At 69.8% G+C, this 16,168-nt stretch carries 19 protein-coding genes; 6 read left to right on the top strand and 13 right to left on the bottom strand.

All coding sequences use genetic code 11. The features are described from left to right. Nucleotides 1-517: 517 nt before the first annotated feature. From GVL03_RS17530 to GVL03_RS17490, 9 genes are all read right to left on the bottom strand, one after another. Nucleotides 518-1,258 carry an alpha/beta fold hydrolase gene (locus tag GVL03_RS17530; protein WP_235038221.1) on the bottom strand — a complete coding sequence of 247 codons (741 nt, stop codon included), beginning with the start codon at nucleotides 1,256-1,258 and terminating at the stop codon, nucleotides 518-520. A gap of 17 nt (nucleotides 1,259-1,275) precedes the next feature. Continuing rightward, the gene (locus GVL03_RS17525; protein WP_159502300.1) at nucleotides 1,276-2,619 is read right to left on the bottom strand and encodes an NAD(P)/FAD-dependent oxidoreductase; all 1,344 of its coding nucleotides are present in this window, start codon (nucleotides 2,617-2,619) and stop codon (nucleotides 1,276-1,278) included. Between the two features lie 31 nt (nucleotides 2,620-2,650). After that, nucleotides 2,651-3,457 (bottom strand): aspartate/glutamate racemase family protein, encoded by an 807-nt coding sequence (locus tag GVL03_RS17520; protein ID WP_159502299.1) that lies wholly within the window; start codon nucleotides 3,455-3,457, stop codon nucleotides 2,651-2,653. Further along, nucleotides 3,454-4,098, bottom strand: a complete 645-nt coding sequence (locus tag GVL03_RS17515) for an amino acid ABC transporter permease (protein WP_159502298.1) — start codon at nucleotides 4,096-4,098, stop codon at nucleotides 3,454-3,456. Before GVL03_RS17515 ends, GVL03_RS17520 begins: the two co-directional genes overlap by 4 nt. Next, on the bottom strand, nucleotides 4,098-4,736 hold the full coding sequence (locus GVL03_RS17510) for an amino acid ABC transporter permease (RefSeq protein ID WP_159502297.1): 639 nt from the start codon (nucleotides 4,734-4,736) through the stop codon (nucleotides 4,098-4,100). Before GVL03_RS17510 ends, GVL03_RS17515 begins: the two co-directional genes overlap by 1 nt. A gap of 1 nt (nucleotide 4,737) precedes the next feature. Next, nucleotides 4,738-5,511, bottom strand: coding sequence for an amino acid ABC transporter ATP-binding protein (locus GVL03_RS17505; RefSeq protein WP_235038223.1), 774 nt, complete (start codon nucleotides 5,509-5,511; stop codon nucleotides 4,738-4,740). A 68-nt stretch (nucleotides 5,512-5,579) separates the two neighbouring features. Next, nucleotides 5,580-6,449: an ABC transporter substrate-binding protein gene (locus tag GVL03_RS17500; RefSeq protein ID WP_159502295.1), complete on the bottom strand. Its 870-nt coding sequence runs from the start codon at nucleotides 6,447-6,449 to the stop codon at nucleotides 5,580-5,582. A gap of 37 nt (nucleotides 6,450-6,486) precedes the next feature. Beyond that, on the bottom strand, nucleotides 6,487-7,206 hold the full coding sequence (locus tag GVL03_RS17495; RefSeq protein WP_159502294.1) for an SDR family NAD(P)-dependent oxidoreductase: 720 nt from the start codon (nucleotides 7,204-7,206) through the stop codon (nucleotides 6,487-6,489). Then, the gene (locus GVL03_RS17490) at nucleotides 7,206-7,922 is read right to left on the bottom strand and encodes an SDR family NAD(P)-dependent oxidoreductase (RefSeq protein WP_159502293.1); all 717 of its coding nucleotides are present in this window, start codon (nucleotides 7,920-7,922) and stop codon (nucleotides 7,206-7,208) included. Before GVL03_RS17490 ends, GVL03_RS17495 begins: the two co-directional genes overlap by 1 nt. Nucleotides 7,923-8,039: 117 nt before the next feature. On the opposite strand from GVL03_RS17490, the gene GVL03_RS17485 reads away from it, so the two are divergent. The 3 genes from GVL03_RS17485 (at nucleotide 8,040) to GVL03_RS17475 (ending at nucleotide 11,499) form a co-directional block, all read left to right on the top strand. Then, nucleotides 8,040-8,990 (top strand): LysR family transcriptional regulator, encoded by a 951-nt coding sequence (locus tag GVL03_RS17485; RefSeq protein WP_159502292.1) that lies wholly within the window; start codon nucleotides 8,040-8,042, stop codon nucleotides 8,988-8,990. A 262-nt stretch (nucleotides 8,991-9,252) separates the two neighbouring features. Beyond that, complete coding sequence (locus tag GVL03_RS17480) at nucleotides 9,253-9,669, top strand: hypothetical protein (RefSeq protein ID WP_159502291.1); 417 nt, start codon at nucleotides 9,253-9,255, stop codon at nucleotides 9,667-9,669. A gap of 393 nt (nucleotides 9,670-10,062) precedes the next feature. Next, a complete protein-coding gene (locus tag GVL03_RS17475; protein WP_235038222.1) occupies nucleotides 10,063-11,499 on the top strand; it encodes an SDR family oxidoreductase in 1,437 nt (478 codons plus the stop codon). A 3-nt stretch (nucleotides 11,500-11,502) separates the two neighbouring features. On the opposite strand, the gene GVL03_RS17470 is transcribed toward GVL03_RS17475, so the two are convergent. After that, entirely contained in the window at nucleotides 11,503-11,943 is a 441-nt protein-coding gene (locus tag GVL03_RS17470) for an NUDIX domain-containing protein (RefSeq protein ID WP_159502289.1), read from the bottom strand. Further along, entirely contained in the window at nucleotides 11,927-12,613 is a 687-nt protein-coding gene (locus GVL03_RS17465) for a TetR/AcrR family transcriptional regulator (RefSeq protein ID WP_235038220.1), read from the bottom strand. Before GVL03_RS17465 ends, GVL03_RS17470 begins: the two co-directional genes overlap by 17 nt. A gap of 135 nt (nucleotides 12,614-12,748) precedes the next feature. On the opposite strand from GVL03_RS17465, the gene GVL03_RS17460 reads away from it, so the two are divergent. The 3 genes from GVL03_RS17460 to GVL03_RS17450 all read left to right on the top strand — a co-directional run bounded on the left by GVL03_RS17460 (nucleotide 12,749) and on the right by GVL03_RS17450 (nucleotide 14,462). Next, a complete protein-coding gene (locus tag GVL03_RS17460) occupies nucleotides 12,749-13,384 on the top strand; it encodes an acyl-CoA synthetase (protein WP_159502288.1) in 636 nt (211 codons plus the stop codon). After that, nucleotides 13,381-13,782 (top strand): amino acid transporter, encoded by a 402-nt coding sequence (locus tag GVL03_RS17455; protein WP_306770353.1) that lies wholly within the window; start codon nucleotides 13,381-13,383, stop codon nucleotides 13,780-13,782. The genes GVL03_RS17460 and GVL03_RS17455 overlap by 4 nt, the downstream gene beginning before the upstream one ends. Before the next feature lie 353 nt (nucleotides 13,783-14,135). Beyond that, nucleotides 14,136-14,462: a hypothetical protein gene (locus tag GVL03_RS17450; protein WP_159502287.1), complete on the top strand. Its 327-nt coding sequence runs from the start codon at nucleotides 14,136-14,138 to the stop codon at nucleotides 14,460-14,462. A 25-nt stretch (nucleotides 14,463-14,487) separates the two neighbouring features. Here GVL03_RS17450 and GVL03_RS17445 read toward each other — a convergent pair whose 3' ends face one another. Further along, nucleotides 14,488-15,162 (bottom strand): GNAT family N-acetyltransferase, encoded by a 675-nt coding sequence (locus GVL03_RS17445; protein WP_159502286.1) that lies wholly within the window; start codon nucleotides 15,160-15,162, stop codon nucleotides 14,488-14,490. Between the two features lie 187 nt (nucleotides 15,163-15,349). Continuing rightward, a partial coding sequence (locus GVL03_RS17440; protein WP_159502285.1) for an SDR family oxidoreductase occupies nucleotides 15,350-16,168 on the bottom strand: 819 nt, incomplete at its 5' end.

The raw sequence follows: 16,168 nt of genomic DNA, 5'->3' as shown, positions 1-16,168 counted from the left end.
CGACGGTCATCGTCGAGGTCCTTTCGAGATGGATGTGAAGAGTTCTCTCGAAGAATCACGCGGTGACCGTCGCTACGTCAGCAGCGACACGGTCACCGGTTCGTACACCACCTTGCCGGACGCAACCGGCACCGAGCGTCTATCGAGAATCGGTTGGATGCCGAGTCCGGTGTTCGTGAGATGGTCAAGATCGGATCTCCCAGGCGCTGCGAGGGGCGAACCGGAATCGCTCGGTGCCCTCGTTGTGGGCGAGGTCGTCGACGCGGGCGCGGTCCTGCTGCTGGTTACGCGTCGTGCCCTGGCGGTCCGAAGGTACGGCTGCGCCCCGAGGGTTGTTCCGGCGCCGTGGCGGTGGGCGCCGCTGTGGGCGCTGGCCGTCTCCATCGCGGCAGGAGTGCTACCGCAGGTGCTGGTTCACCCTCGCCGGCCCGGTCGGCTCACAGAACCTGGCTGACGTGGCCATCCTCCAGCGTCGCCGCGGTGATGAGACCCCAGGGCCAGCGGGCGCCCCACTCCGTCAGTCCCAGGCGAGGTAGTCCTCGATGGCGAAGCCGACCTCGCCCGGGTGCGTGAGCACGGACAGGTGTCCGGCACCCTCGACCAGTGTGAGGCTCACGCGCCCCGGCGCGGACGCCCGAAGCGCCTCGGCGTTCGCCGGCGTGCTGACCGCGTCGGCGGTTCCCTGCACGACGAGGATCGCGAGATTCGGCGCGAGCGTCGCCCACTCCTCGGCCGGAGTCGCTGCGAGCGCGGCGCGCTGTACCCGCTCGACGTCGAGGTTGCGGTGTCGCGTGAGGACGGCCTGCGCGAAGGCCGGCTCGGCGGCCCCGCCGAGCAGTGTCGCGGCATCGAGCGACGCCGGCTCGGCGGCATCCGCGAGCGCGCCCGCGACCTCGTCGGCGAGCGGCTCGGTGCCCTCGACACCGACGAGGATGATCCCCTCCGCGTGGTCGTGATGGTCGAGCGCGACGGCGCGCGCGAGGGCGCCGCCGAATCCGTGTCCGCCGATCCATGCCGACACGAGACCGATGTGGTCCATCACGTCGACGACGTCTTGCGCGAGGTCGTGCAGCGTCGCGCCGTCGGTCCGGCCCCGGCGCACGCCGATGCGCACGAGGTGGAAGCCCTCCTCCTCGAGCACGTGCGCGAGGGTGCCGAGGGATGAGACACTCAGGCCCTGCGCGGGAAGCAGCACCACCTTGACCGGGCCCTCGCCCTCCTCGACGAAGGGGATGGCGCGGCCATCGGGTTCGAACATCTGAGGCTGGCCAGGAGTCATACGTCCATTCTCCCGGAAGCCCGGCGGTGGTCTAAGCCTCCGCCCCCCACGACCGCGGCACCGGCCACATCTCGGGACGCGGAGAACGCATCCAGGATGCGCTCGGTGTCGGCGAGCTGTTCGTTCCAGACGGCGCGGACGATGTCGATCCGGTCGTCGGCGTCCTGCAGTGCAGCGAGGTACTCCTGCACCGCGGCGAACCCGGCGGGGCTCTGCTCGTGCAAGGCGATGAGCCGGATGGCCAGTTCGGACTGCACGCCGTACACGGGGATCTGCGGGCCGCGGGGAGCGCTGAGACCGATGTAGTACAGCTTCTCCAGCCCCCGGGGCACGATACCGGCGGCGTAGCGCAGGGGCACGCCCTTGCTGCGTTCGATCAGGTCCTCCTCGAGGAACGGGAGGCTGGCGTGGAAGCCGGTCGCCCACAGGATGGTGTCGTACTCGTGAGCGGACCCGTCGGTGAAATGGACCGTGTTCCCGTCGATCCGGGTGATGCCGGGGCGGATGCTCACGCGGCCGTGCTGCAGCCAGTAGAGGAGCAGGTTGTTGACGACCGTGCGGCCTTCGGCGAGGGTGTGGTGCTTCGGCTCGGGCATCCCGGGGTAATCGTCCCACTCGCCGATCGAGACCTTCGCCAGGAGCCGGGCGAGCAGGTCCTGCTCGTCGGGCGTGAACTGCGCCATCCATCCGATCTCCTGGCGGGGCACGCCGAAGTAGCTCTTGGGCTGGAAATAGACGCCTTCGCGGATGACGATGTCCACGTCGAAGCGGTGTTGCGCCGCGTCGACGGCGAGGTCGCACCCGGAGTTGCCGGCGCCCACGACGAGCACGCGCGTTCCGTCGATGTCGGCGGTGTTCCGGTAGGAGCCGGAGTGCAGCTGCGTGCCGGCGAAGTCCGCGGCGATCGCGGGGACCTTCTGATCCCACAGGTGCCCGTTGGCGACGAGGACACCGTCGTAGTCGATGCTCTCCCCGGTGCTGAGCGTCACCGTCCAGCCGGCCGACCCGACGGGCCCGTCGGTGGCGACGGGCACGACGGAGTCGACGGGCGTGTTGAAGCGGATGATCTCGTAGTGTCCATGCTCGCGCGCGTAGGACTCGAGGTACTCGCGGACCTGATCGCGGCGGGGGAAATGCGGGTACTCGGCCGGCATCGGAAAGCCCTCGAAGCCCGTGGTGTCGCGCGAGGTGATGAGATGCAGGGCGTCGTAGTCGGTGTGCCAGTGGCCACCCACCCGGTCCGTCTTCTCGTAGCAGTCGACGTCGTAACCGGCCTTGCGGAGCTGCTCGAGTGCCGAGATGCCGGCGGCGCCGGCCCCGATGACGCAGTACCTGGTCATTCGTGGATTCCTTTCCTGAGGTGCATGGCGGTCAGTGCGAGCCGACCGGATTCCGGGTGAAGAGCCGGCCCGCGTCGAGGAGGGCATCGAGGCGGGCGCCGACCGGGCGGACATAGCCGCCCGGCGTGGGCGAGATGCCGGCCTCGTCGAGCTGGATCAGCTGCAGTGCGTGCTCGAACGCGAGCCGGTTGCAGTCGAGCACGGGGACGTCCGGGTGGGCGAGGACGCTCGTGTAGCCGTGCGCGGTGAAGATCGGCGCGAGGTACCCGCAGCCGACCACGATCGCGTCGGCGCCGTCGCGCACGGCTCGTTCTGCCACCGTGTCGAAGCGTGCGATCAGGTCGGTGGGGTCGGTGATCGCCCGCACGACGTCCTCGTGCGTCGACTCCGGCGCGTATGCCCGTACCGGCCGGTCTGCGAGGAAGCCGGTCGTCCCCAGCCCGTCGAGATCTTCGCCGAAGATCGGGACCAGGCTCGGCGCGACGGTGACCACGACCGCTCGCTTCGCCAGGCTGCCGACCGCGCGGACGCTGCCGTCCGGCAGGCTCGACACCGGTATCGGGCAGGCTGCGCGGATCGCGTCGGTGGGCGCGCCCCAGCAGCCGATCACGATCGCGTCCGATGTGTCCTGCGCATCGAGGCCGGCGGCCAGGATCGCCGCGTCGCTCATGAGACGGTTGGCGGGGGTGCGGATGCCCCCGGTGTCCACCGCGGTGTGCCGCAGGCGAGTGGCGACACGACCGGCCGCGAGCAGTTCGACCCGGTCGGCGAGGAAGGCCCATAGGTCGTCCAGCGCGGGGTCGCCGTGGGTGGCCTCCAGCCAGGTGAGGGTCTTCACGCGTACCCCCGGGACAGTCGGTGCTCCGCGTAGACGGACAGCCAGGTCGCGGGGACGGCGATCACGATGTAGATCGCGCCGGCGAGCGTGAAGACCGCGAGGTACTCGAACGTGATCGAGCTGACCTGGTACGCCTGGCTCATCAACTCGGCCACCGAGATCGAGTAGGCGAGCGACGTCCCCTGGAAGGACTGGATCGCCAGGCCCATCAACGCCGGGATGGAGGAGCGCAGACCCTGCGGCAGGATGATCCTCCCGAAGGAGGAGATGCGCGGCAGGCCGAGCGCGGACGCCGCTTCGGACTGGCCCCGCGCGACCGACTGGATGCCGCCGCGGATCATCTCCGAGGAGTAGGCGGCGACGGTGAAGGTGAGGCCGATGGCCGCTGCCCAGAAGTTGTCGAACAGCAGCCCGACCGCAGGCAGGCCGTAGTAGACGATGTAGAGCACCACGAGGGCCGGAATGCCTCGTCCGATCTCGACGACGATCAGGGTCGGCCAGCGCAGCCACGGCTTGATCGACGAGACGCCGAGGGCGAGGAGCAGGCCGAGCAGGTATCCGAAGACGACGGAGACGACGGTCAGTTGCAGGCTGACGAGCAGCCCCTGGAGAAGGCGCGGGAGGTACTCGACGAGATCCATCAGACGCTCCTTCGAAGTCGGGAGTCGAGGCGGCGGGCCGCGATCGCCAGGGGGATGCTGATGACGACGTACACGCCGGCGGCGATGAAGAACGGGGTGAGCCCGGCCGTCGCGGGGTTCTGGCGGACGAAGGTGTTCGCGGCGAACACCATCTCCGTCACGCCGATGGTCGACGCGATCGAGGAGTCCTTGACGAGGGCGAGCAGGAAGGTGGCGATGGACGGGAGGGAAGTGCGCACGGCCTGCGGCGCGAGGACGCGCAGGAAGGTCGTGCGCCGACCGAGGCCCAGCGCCCGGGACGCCTCGAGCTGTCCGGCGGGAAGCGTGGAGAACCCGCCCCGGTAGATCTCGGCGAGGTACGCGGCGGAGATGACGCCGAGACCGACGATCGCCGCGGACAGCGAGTCCAGTCGCAGGCCGCCGAAGCTGATTCCGAAGTACAGCAGGAACAGCCAGACGATGGGCGGGATGCCGCGGATGATGTCGACGACGAGGCGGAACAGCAGCCGCACGGGCTTGAGCCGGGATCGCAGGCCGAGCATGAGGGGAACGGCGAGGAGCAGCCCGATGATGAACGCCGAGGCGGTCACCAGGAGCGTCATCGACAGCCCGAGCAGGACGGCGGTGAGGGCCTCCATGTCAGCGGTCCAGCACCGCGGAGAGGAATCGCTTGGTGCGTTCCTCGGCAGGGTCCGCCATGATCGTGGCGGGATCGCCGTCCTCGATGATGCGACCCTCTGCCATCACCACGAGGTGATCGCCGACGTCGTGCGCGAACTGCATCTCGTGGGTGACGACGATCATCGTCATGCCGGAGTCGGCGAGCTCGCGCATCACGGCGAGCACCTCGACGCCGACCTCGGGGTCCAGCGCGCTGGTCGGCTCGTCGAAGAGCATGGCCCGGGGATTCAGCGCGAGGGCTCGGACGATGGCGATGCGCTGCTGCTGCCCGCCGGAGCACCGCCCGGGGTGCTGGAGCGCCTTCTCCTTCAGCCCCACCCTGTCGAGGAGGGTGAGGGCGCGTTCCTCGGCCTCGGCCCTGCTGCGGCCGAGGATCCTCTCCTGCGGGTAGGCGATGTTGCGCAGCACGCTCATGTGCGGGAACAGGTTGAAGGACTGGAAGACCATGCCCACCTGACGGCGCAGCGCGAGGAGGTTGCGGTCGCTCACCTTGGTGCCGGCGGCGATCGTCGTCGTCCCCACGGTGATCGTTCCCCGGTCGGGGGTCTCGAGGAGGTTGACGCAGCGCAGCAGTGTGCTCTTGCCGGAACCGGATGGTCCGATCAGGGCGGTGACGCTGCCGGGCTTGACCTCCATGGAGATGTCGTCGAGAACGAGGTTGTCCCCGAAGCTCTTGGAGAGATGGGCGATCGAGACTCCCGCGGTGGCGATCTCGTTCGACTGGGTGATCAGTTGATTCACGGTCGGACCTCTCGTGGTGAGGGAGGGGGCGCTGACCCAGGATCGGCGCCCCCTCGGCGTCATCGGATGGAGTTCGCCGCCGCTTCGGCCGGAACGAGCAGCTCCGCGGGGAGGTCGTACTCGGCCAGCAGGTCCGCCAGCGTGCCGTCCTCGCGATACTGGTCGATCAGCGCGCTGAACGCGTCGGAGAGGCCGGGGTTGTCCTTCGACACCGGGAAGGCGATCATCGGCTGGTCGACGGTGATCGCGACCCGGTCGTCGGCCGTCGCCGGCTCGACTGTGAAGTCGGTGTCCGCGTAGGCCGCGACCGCGACGGCGTATCCGTCGAGCGCCGCCTGCAGGCGACCGTTGAGAAGGTCTGCTTTCATCTCGACGGTGCCGGGGTACTGTTGCAGCCTGTCGCCGAGGATCGGGGTGAGGTCCTCGTTCCACGAGAAGCCGGTTCCGGTGCCGACGGTGCCGATCGCCTCCAGCTCCTCGACGGTGGATGCGCCCTCCTTGGAGACGATGCCCATCGTGTCGTACATGGTGGGGGTGGTGAACCCGACCTGTTCCGCGCGGGTCTCGGTGACGTACCAGCCGCCGGAGATGATGTCGGTCTTCTTCTGCTCCGTGATCATCGGGATGCCGTTGGCATAGGTGATGGGCACGTAGGCGACGCTGAGGCATTCGGCCTCGGCGAGCTTGGTGAGGATGTCGATCTCGATGCCGGAAGCACCGGTGCCCTCGGTCTGGGTGTAAGGCGGGTTCTCCGGGACGCCGATCGTGAGGACGCCTTCGGTGAAGGTGGTCAGGCCCTCGTCTGCCGGGGTGCAGTCCGCGGAGACGGTGGAGGCGGGTGCGGCGGACGTGCAGCCGGCGAGGGCGAGCGAGGCGGCGCCGATCAGCGCCAGAGCACGAACTGCGCGGATGGTGGTGTTGCAGGTCATGATGCTGAATCCTTTTCGGTGTCGGGTGTGGTGCGGGTCAGACGGCGGTGAGGCCGCCGTCGATCGGAACGACGGATCCGGTGACGAACGAGGACGCGTCGGCGAGCAGGTAGGCGACGAGCGGCGAGATCTCTGCGGGGCTGGCCCGCCGCGCGAGCGGTGCGGAACTGCTGGATCCGCCGACGGGCTCGTCGTCGTTCATCGACGTGGAGACGCCGCCGGGGCAGATCACGTTCACGCGCACCGCCGGGGCCAGCTCTGCGGCCGCTGCCCGCGTCAGCCCGATGACGGCGGCCTTCGAGGCGGAGTAGGCCGCGTACCCGGTGGATCCGACGAGGCCGGCGCTGGAGGACACGTTCACGATCGACCCGCCGTCGGCTTCCATGAGGGGTGCCAGGGCGCGGATGCCCAGGAAGGTGCCGCGCACGTTGACGCGCTGCTGCAGCTCCCACGCGTCGACGGTCGTGTCGGCGATCGGGCCGTGACGGAGGATGCCGGCGTTGTTGACCAAGCCGCGCAGCGGCGGTTCCCCGGCGGCGAGCTCGTCGGCCAGTCGCTCCCATTCGGATTCGTCGCTCACATCGAGGTGGCGGTAGACGACGTCGCCGCCCGTTGCCCGGAGCCGTTCGGCGGTCTCCGCGCCGACGGCGTCGAGGACGTCGGTGATGACGACCCGGTAGCCGGCCGAGGCGAGGAGCTCGGCGTGCGCGGCGCCCTGTCCGCGAGCGGCGCCGGTGATGACGATCGTCCCCGACATCACCGCATCACATCCCCGCCGGAGAGGACGATCGTCTCGCCCGTGAGGAACGCGCCGTAGTCGGCCTGCGAGATCAGCCACACCCAGGCGGCGATCTCCTCGGGCTTCGCGACCCGGCCGAGGGGGATGGACGCCACGGCGGCCTCCATCCGACCGGTCGAGGCGTTCCCCGGGGTGGCGACCCACCCGGGGGCGATCCCGTTGACGCGGATGCCGGCGGGGGCGAGCTCCAGGGCGAGCGACTTCGTCAGCATCACCACGGCCGCCTTGGACGCGCCGTAGAGCAACTGGCCCTTCGACACGGCGAAGGCGTCGGCGGACGCGAAGTTGACGATCGAGGATCCCTCCGTCAATCGTGGACGGGCGGCGGCGATCACGTTCAGCACACCCAGGACGTTGATGTCGAAGACGCGGCGGTAGGTGTCGACGTCGTAGGTGTCGAGCGTCGTCGGAGGGTAGACGCCGGCGATGTTGCCGATGACGTCGATCTTGTCCTCGAGCGAGAGCGTGCGCTCGATCGCGGACGTGACCTCGTCCCGCGATCGGACGTCTGCGACGAGCGGCACGAACGCATCGGCGTGGCCGGCCGGAGCGACGGACTCCACGACATCCAGAGCCAGAACCTTGTAGCCGCGGCTCAGGAACAGCTCGACCGCGCTGAGCCCCATTCCGCTGGCTGCTCCGGTGATGAGCGCTACGCCCGCCGTTCCATGCATCCCGTGTCTCCGTTCGTCCCGTCCGATGTGGAACACAAGTGGAGCACGCCGCACATCACAAGTGCCAGCCTGGTTTTACTATGGTTGCCAAAGGAAAATCCTGATGATCGGATCCGCATGCCCCTGCCCACCATCCGCCAGCTCGACTACTTCGTCACCGCCGCGCGCCTGGGCACCTTCGCCGCGGCATCGGCGGAGCACCGCGTCGCGCAGCCCAGTCTGTCCGAGCAGATCGCCGTTCTGGAGCAGAATCTCGGGCTTCGGCTGTTCACCCGCACGCCGCGCAAACTGGTCCTCACAGACGCGGGCAGGCAGCTGCTCCCCCTCGCGGAACGCGCGATCGCCGACGTCAACGAGATCGCCGACACCGGACGCCGGGTGAAATCGATCGACGAGGGAACCGTCTCTTTCGGCACCTTCAACAGCGCGCACCTCTACCTGCTCACGGACCTCATCCGCGAGTTCCACCAGCTTCACCCCGCCGTGCGCATCCAGGTCACGGGCCTCAACTCCGCCGAGGTGGCCGACGCCGTGCGAAGCGGGGCCCTCGAGGCCGGCCTCGTCCAGCTGCCCGTCGACGATCGTGAGCTCGTCGTGTCTCAGAGCGTGTTCGTCGACCGGGTCGTCTACGTCTCGCGCAACCCGGCGCACACGAGAACACCGGTCGACATCACCACCCTGGCGACACGACCCCTCATCCTCTCCGAGGCCCGGTGGTCCGAGGACGACCCGTTGCGATCGTCGCTCCTTCAGCGGGCGCAGGCGGCGGGCCTCGCACTGCAGCCGCTGATCGAGGTCGAGTTCCAGACGCACGCCCTCGAGCTCGCCGCACAAGGCGTCGGAGACTCCCTCGTCTCCTACCACGTCGGCAGGTCCGTCATCGAGGAGCAGGGGCTGCACTGGACGACCCTCGAGCCCGCCGTCGAAGAGCACTACGCATTCGTCAGCCGCCGCGGCGGTGCCATCTCACCCGCGACCAATGCGTTCATGAAGCTCGCCCACCGGTTGCTCGCCCGCTTGCAGAGCGACGCGCCCCCGTCGGGCAGCACGAGATCGGGCATGACGTGACGGGCACGACATAGGTTCTCCCGACCGGCGAACACCGGCTTTGCGGGAGCTGTCGCACCCTGGGATCGTGAAGGGCGGAGGACCCCGTAACAGCCACTAGTGGTCTCATGGATGCGGACCCCATCCCCCGATCGGGACGATGGCGGTATACGAAGCGAGGAGCAGCCAGCGCCGCTCCGGACATCCCGAATCGCCGTTGCCGCCTCACGAACGTGCCGTTGCAACATGATCGACCAGCTCAAGGACGAGAGGGCATACAGCCATGACAGATGCAGCAGTGGTGCCGGTGGACTCCGAGTCGGGGGCCGCGGCTCCGATCCAAGGGGTGATCTTCGCGCCGGACAGCCCGATCTTCGAAGGCTCCAACGTTCAGACCGACATCGGCTTCGGCTGGGTTCCCGCGGAGTACTCCACGACGCGCGAGGAGTTCCTGGCCGCCCGTGAGGCCGCCTCTCTCGGCTTCGTCCTGAACAACAGCCCGGTGTATGAGGTGTCGGGCCCGGATGCGATCGCGCTGCTCAATTCGGTCGCCGTCAACAGGGACTTCGGCCGGCTCGCGCTGGGTTCCTCGAAGCACGTGGTGATCTGCAACGACGACGGATTCATCATCGCCGACGGCGTGCTGTTCAAAGTCGCTGAGAACCGCTTCCGCACCTACTGGCTCGCGCCCTGCGTCTGACCGACCAGATCGTCGAAGAACCTGAGCTCGAGGTGCTCCGAGGGGCGCATTCGGACGGACGGCACGGTCTCGCCGCTCGCCGAGGCCGGGTCGCCTCACCTCCGGGTGCGCGAGCCGGCGTCCCGCAGGCGCTCCGACTGAGCGGGGAGGGCCTTCTCGCGTGCACGACGGCGGAGATCGTGGCCGTCGCCCGGCGTGTCGGCAGGGAGCGACCGCGTGTCGGGCGGAATCCCCGCCATTGTGCGGGCGCGTGGCAGCGAGGGGCGCGGCGGCTCGCCTCGGTCGGGCCGCCGCCGCCGCCGGATAGACTGCCCTGTGCTCTCCCGGCCCCCCGCATCCGACGACGCGACCCCCGCCGAGCCCGCGGCGGTCGGTTCCGCGGCCGCCGCCTCGATCGATCCGGCGGATCTCGCCACGGCGCTCCGGGTCATCGAGACGGCCCAGCTCCTCGACCGCGAGGACCCCGACTACGTCACCCTGCGGCGGGCGACCGGCAAGCTCTACAAGGCCGTCAAGCAGCAGGGCCGCCGCGCCAAGCGCGACCGGATCGCCGAGGCCGACCGCGCGCTGGTCGCCGCGACCGCGACCGGCGCCCCCGATCGCATCGACGACGAGACGCGCGGCATCCCGCTCGCCGCCCGGATCGCCGCGCCCACGGTCGGCGACCTGATCAAGCCCCGTGCCTGCTACATCTGCAAAGAGCTCTACACGCGCGTCGACGCGTTCTACCACCAGCTCTGCCCCGACTGCGCGGCGATGAGCCATGAGAAGCGCGACGCCCGTGTCGACCTCGTCGGGCGACGCGCGCTGCTCACCGGCGGACGCGCGAAGATCGGCATGTACATCGCCCTGCGGCTCCTCCGCGACGGCGCGCACACGACGATCACCACCCGGTTCCCCCGCGACGCGGTGCGCCGCTTCACCGCGATCGAGGACTCCGGCGACTGGATCCACCGCCTGAAGATCGTCGGCATCGATCTGCGCGACCCGTCCCAGGTGATCGCCCTCGCCGACGCGGTCGCCGCCGACGGGCCGCTCGACATCCTCATCAACAATGCGGCACAGACCGTGCGGCGCTCGACGGGCGCCTACAAGCCGCTCGTCGACGCCGAGCTGTCGCCGCTGCCGGCCGGACCCCTGCCGGAGCTGCTGACCTTCGGCCACACGAACGACGCGCATCCGCTCGCCCTCGCCCAGTCGGTGTCGAACCATCCGATCCTGGCCGCGGCCGCCCGCACCGCGGACGAGCTGACCGCGGAGGCCATGGCGGCCGGCTCCTCGTCGCTCGACCGGCTGGCGGCGGGCACCGCGATCGATGCCGGCGGTCTCGTCCCCGACGAGGACCACATCAACAGCTGGACCCAGCACGTCGACCAGGTCGATCCGCTCGAGATGCTCGAGGTGCAGCTGGCCAACATGACGGCGCCGTTCCTGCTGATCCGGGGGCTGCGCGCCTCCATGGCGTCGTCGAGCGCGCGGCGCACCTACGTCGTCAACGTCTCGGCCATGGAGGGGGTGTTCGGGCGCGGGTACAAGGGCCCGGGGCATCCGCACACAAACATGGCGAAGGCCGCGCTCAACATGCTGACGCGCACCAGCGCCCGCGAGATGTTCGAGACCGACCGGATCCTCATGACCGCGGTCGACACCGGGTGGATCACCGACGAGCGGCCGCACTTCACGAAGGTGCGTCTGGCCGAAGAGGGCTTCCACGCCCCGCTCGACCTCGTCGACGGCGCCGCACGCGTCTACGACCCGATCGTGCGCGGCGAGGCCGGCGAGGACCTCTTCGGCGTGTTCCTCAAGGACTACCGCCGCAGCTCCTGGTGACGCTCAGGGCAGAAAGTTCTCCAGGGCGAGCGGTGCGATCTCGAGCGCTGCCGCATCGGCACGGGTGACCCAGCGCAGTTCCGCGATCTCTGCCGCCGCCACCGGCCGGGCCGCACCGATGTCGGCGGCGAAGACCTCCGCCACGACGAGGTGACCGGCCTCATTGGCCGCCGGCGCGGTGAAGGCGCCGAGCGGGCGGATGTCGGCATCCGACAGACGGATGCCGATCTCCTCCTCGAGCTCGCGGATGAGGGCCTGAGCGGCGCTCTCGCCCGCCTCGGGCTTGCCGCCGGGCTGCATGAAGGCCGTCGTGCCGTTCTTGCGGACGAGCAGGAGCCGGCCCTCGTCATCGGTGATCACCGCGGCCGAGACGTGGATGCGCGGAGCGTCGTGCGCGGTCGGGCCTCCGGCCCCCGGCCGATGACCGTCACGGGCGGGCGTCATCAATTCCTCCCGCGGATGGTGATGCATCCGCGGTGCGGGCATGCGTGAGCCAGGCGACGACGACGTCTCCGATCATCGCGCGGAGGTGATCGCGGCGGGCGGGATCCATGAGGTCGCGGTCGAAGAGGTAGCCGAACGTGTACTGGTTCGCGACCTGGAAGAAGCAGTACGCGCTGATCACGAGGTGCACGTCCAGCGCATCGACGTCGTCGCGGAAGATGCCCTCGTCATGGCCGCGGGTCAGCACGACATCGAGCACCCCGAGCGCGGGCGCGTTGAGGGTGCGCAGCGGCTCGAGCTTGCGGATGAAGTCGCCCCGGTGGATGTTCTCGATCGAGACCAGCCGGATGAAGTCGGTGTGGTTCAGATGGTGGTCGTAGGTGAGCTCGGCGATGCGCCGGATGGCCTCGACGGGGGCGAGATCTCCCGCGTGCAGGGACTGCTCGGCCTCCCGGATGCCGCGGTACGCGTGCTCGAGCACGGCGAGGTAGAGCTGCTCCTTGCCGCCGAAGTAGTAGTAGATCATCCGCTTCGTGGTGCGCGTGCGGTCCGCGATGTCGTCGACCCGGGTCCCGGAGTAGCCGTGTTCGGCGAACACCCGCGTCGCGACCTCCAGCAGTTCGGCGCGCGTGCGTTCGGCATCGCGTTGGCGCGGGGCGGGATCGCTCACGATGCCAGCCTAGTGATGCACGCGGCGCAGCCCCCGCTCACGCGTCCCCGGGCCGGGGCAGGACGTCCACGGCGGCGCACGACTTAGACTGGAGGCATCGCTTCTCCTGCCCCGTACACTCCGACGAGTTCCTCCATGCCCGACAGCACTGCCGTGCGCGCGTTCCAGCCGCGACATCTGCAGCTCGCCCGCGCGCTCTTCGCCGCCATCGCCGCGGTGATGATCACGTTCTCGGCCGACCACTCCGCATCCGTCGGGCTCGCCGTCTTCAGCGGCTTCGCGGTGGCGACGGCGCTCGTGCTGCTGCTCTCGGCGTGGCTGGTGTATCCGAAGGGTCAGCGCGCCGTCGTGATCACGGTGGGTCTGCTCACGGCGGTCGCCGGCGTGGTGTCCGGGGCGCCCGCGTTGCGCACGACCGAGGCGTTCTTCCTGATCGTCGTGTCGTGGGCGATCGTCACCGGCCTGATCGAGGGCATCGCGGGCTTCCGGGCCCTGCGGCGCTCTCCGCGTGGATCGACGGCGCGGTCGGAGGCGCGCGACGCCCTGACCGTCGGCGTCACCGGCCTCGTGCTCGCGGTCGGGATGCTGCTCGTCCCGATGCAGTACGCCCTGCCGTACTACATCGCCGACGCCGACCAGACGTTCATGCTCACCGGCATCACGATCGCCGTCGGACTCTTCGGCGCGTATGCCGCGATCGTGGCCGTGTATCTCGCGATCGCCGCGTTCTCGCCGCACCGCGAGCAGGTCGCCCCGGAGGTGCGGTCGTGACCGACAAGCCGTCCCGCCGGGATCTCATGAAGCCCGTGCAGCTGCTCGGCCTCGCCTTCGTCGCCGCGGTCTTCGCGGGTGTCGTGACGCTCGTGTCGATGGGGTTCTTCCAGCGACGCTTCGACGGGCAGTCCGGCCATGCCCTCATGGTCGGTGCGATCGTGGCGGGCATCACGTTCATCGCGACGCTCGTGGTGATCGCGCTGCTCGTGCTCGCGGTCGACCCCGCCGACGTCGCGAAGACCGTCGACCGTCCGGTGCTGCTCCCGAAGGACGCGCCCGATCCGGATGCCGCCCCCGCCGGCCCGGCGTCGCCGGGTGCCTCGGGGGCCGCGGATGCTCCGGGATCCGCCGAGGATCCGGCATCCGACGATGATTCTCCGCGCTCCGACTCCTGAAGCGAAAGTCTCCCCGGAGTGGGGAGATTTCGCTTCCTTCGTTGGTCGTCAGCGACCCCGGCCGCTGACTCGAAAGCCTCCTCTTCGTCTCGCCGCGCTCGCTCAGCGACCGGGCTTCCGTCATGCCGCGTGTGCAACTCCTCCTCACGGGCGCCCGTCAGCACCGAGGCGGCCCGCCGCATCGACATCCGAAGGAGTTCTGACGCTCCTCGGAGCGTAAGACGCCGTGATCACGCCTGTTTCGCCATCCTCCGTCGACGGCGTCTGAGTTCTGCAGCCCCCCGATGACCGGGTTCGCGTGGACGACCGGCATACTGAAGAGAGAACCGGCATACTGGCGAGAGAGTTGAGTGATGTCGATCAGCGACGCGGAGGCACCGGCGCGGCGGGGCGGACGGCTGCTGATCGTGGGATGGATCGTCACGATCCTGCCCTTCGTCGTGATCCTGGCGGGCCTCGCGGCCGGCGAGGTGGCCAACGACCTCGCGAGCCGGCCCGTCTACTGGCCGCTGGCCTTCCTGGCCATCGGCATCTTCGGCGCCTCGGTGACGGGGCTCGTCGCGCTCGGCCTCGGCATCGCGGCCATCGTCCGGGGCCGGCGCATCGCCGGAGGGGCACTCGCCGTGGTGGCGCTCGTCGAGGCGGCGCTGAGCGCCGTCTTCTGGGTGCGCATGTTCTGAGGCCGTGTCCGGCCCTCGCCCTCGCTCAGCCGTCGAGCTGGACCAGGAGCGGTTCGATGCCTGTGATCTCGACGGGGGCGCCGATCAGAGCGCTGTTCGCCTCGCGCACCTGCTCCCACCGCACGCGGGTCATGCGGTACCGGCGCCACGTCGCCGGCTCGTCGTCGCGCACGGTGCGCTCCACGCCGTCCGGCTCGTAGCCGACGCGCTGCGAGACGGCGTTCGAGGCGGCGTTGTCGATGAAGGCCGTCGAGGTGACGTCATGGGCGCCGAGACCCTCGAAGGCGAGGTGCAGCATGAGCGCCCGCATCCGGGCGCCGATGCCCTGCCCCTGATAGGCGCGACCGAGCCACGACCCGGTCTCGACCTCGCGGAGGATCGACCACTCCGACCCCGAGATGCCCTGCACTCCGACCGGTGTTCCGGCATGCATCACGGCGAGCTCGAGCACGAGCTCGCCGTGACCGACCTTGGCGCGGGCGTCCCAGTGGAAGGCCAGCACGCGACGGGCCACCTGCTCGGGTGTTCCGCGCGACCACGGCACCCGGAACGGCATGACGCCGTCATCGTGCACGCCCCGCGCGGCGAGGTCGGCGAGGCCGAGGAGCAGGTCGTCGTCGATCCAGCGCAGCTCGAGGTCCCCCGCGGCGACCCGAAGCCCCGCGGCCGGCCACAGGCGCGACAGTTCGGTGCTGGTCATCCGTCCAGTCTGGCAGCGCATCGCCGCCCCCGGGTGTGCGGACCCCCGGGTGTGCGGACCCCCGGGTGTGCGGACCCCGCTGTCTCGGCGCGTGGGTGCAGTCTCGCGGATCGTCGCACCCGCCGGGGCGCTTCGGCGGACCGGGGGATGCGGCTGACGCGCCGTCGCGGGCGGGCGGGCGCTCGGATCAGTGCACGGGCATACCGCCGGTGACCGCGATCGTCTCGCCCACGACGTAGCTCGACTCCTGCGAGGCGAGGAACACGAAGGCGGGGGCGAGCTCGACGGGCTGACCGGCGCGCCCCATGGGGGTCTGCGACCCGAACTCCTCGATCTTCTCGTTCGGCACGTAGGCCGGCTGGAGGGGCGTCCAGATGGGTCCCGGAGCGACGCCGTTCACCCGGATGCCGCGCTCGATGAGCTGCTGCGACATCGCCCGGGTCCAGTTGGCGATCCCGGCCTTCGACACCGCGTACTCGGCGAGCGACGGCGACGGCTGGAAGCCCTGCACACTCGAGGTCGTGATGATCGAGGCGCCCGGCTTCAGGTGCGGCGAGGCGGCCTTGGTGAGCCAGAACAGAGGGTAGATGTTCGCCTTCAGCACGTGGTCGAGCGTCTTCGTCTCGAAGTCGTCGATGCTGTCGACGGTCGGCATGGTGCCGGCGTTGATGACGAGGATGTCGAGGCCGCCGAGCTCGGCGACGGTCTTGGCGATGAGCTCCTGGTTCACCGCCTCGTCCTGGATGTCGCCGGGCAGGAGCACGGCGGTGCGTCCTGCATCCCGGATGAGGGCGGCCACCTCTTCGGCCTGCCGCTGCTCGTCGGGGAGGTAGCTGAGTGCCACGTCCGCGCCCTCCCGGGCATAGGCGATCGCGACGGCTCGGCCGATCCCGGAGTCGGCGCCGGTGACGAGTGCCTTGCGGCCGGGCAGCCGATCGTGGCCGACGTAGCTCTGCTCGCCGTGGTCGGGTGCGGGGTCCATGTCGTGGATGTCGCCCGGGGCGCT

This window comes from Microbacterium sp. 18062, from assembly GCF_902706225.1.
In the GTDB taxonomy this organism is placed as follows: domain Bacteria; phylum Actinomycetota; class Actinomycetes; order Actinomycetales; family Microbacteriaceae; genus Microbacterium.
This window is presented reverse-complemented; position numbering and strand designations above follow the sequence as displayed.

Coding starts and splice junctions, on each gene's coding strand:
- GVL03_RS17470 (WP_159502289.1), bottom strand. CDS start 11,943: ATGACGCCCGCCCGTGACGGTCATCGGCCGGGGGCCGGAGGCCCGACC.
- GVL03_RS17445 (WP_159502286.1), bottom strand. CDS start 15,162: ATGACCAGCACCGAACTGTCGCGCCTGTGGCCGGCCGCGGGGCTTCGG.
- GVL03_RS17480 (WP_159502291.1), top strand. CDS start 9,253: ATGACAGATGCAGCAGTGGTGCCGGTGGACTCCGAGTCGGGGGCCGCG.
- GVL03_RS17490 (WP_159502293.1), bottom strand. CDS start 7,922: ATGCATGGAACGGCGGGCGTAGCGCTCATCACCGGAGCAGCCAGCGGA.
- GVL03_RS17460 (WP_159502288.1), top strand. CDS start 12,749: ATGCCCGACAGCACTGCCGTGCGCGCGTTCCAGCCGCGACATCTGCAG.
- GVL03_RS17500 (WP_159502295.1), bottom strand. CDS start 6,449: ATGACCTGCAACACCACCATCCGCGCAGTTCGTGCTCTGGCGCTGATC.
- GVL03_RS17530 (WP_235038221.1), bottom strand. CDS start 1,258: ATGTTCGAACCCGATGGCCGCGCCATCCCCTTCGTCGAGGAGGGCGAG.
- GVL03_RS17450 (WP_159502287.1), top strand. CDS start 14,136: ATGTCGATCAGCGACGCGGAGGCACCGGCGCGGCGGGGCGGACGGCTG.
- GVL03_RS17525 (WP_159502300.1), bottom strand. CDS start 2,619: ATGACCAGGTACTGCGTCATCGGGGCCGGCGCCGCCGGCATCTCGGCA.
- GVL03_RS17515 (WP_159502298.1), bottom strand. CDS start 4,098: ATGGATCTCGTCGAGTACCTCCCGCGCCTTCTCCAGGGGCTGCTCGTC.
- GVL03_RS17485 (WP_159502292.1), top strand. CDS start 8,040: ATGCCCCTGCCCACCATCCGCCAGCTCGACTACTTCGTCACCGCCGCG.
- GVL03_RS17510 (WP_159502297.1), bottom strand. CDS start 4,736: ATGGAGGCCCTCACCGCCGTCCTGCTCGGGCTGTCGATGACGCTCCTG.
- GVL03_RS17495 (WP_159502294.1), bottom strand. CDS start 7,206: ATGTCGGGGACGATCGTCATCACCGGCGCCGCTCGCGGACAGGGCGCC.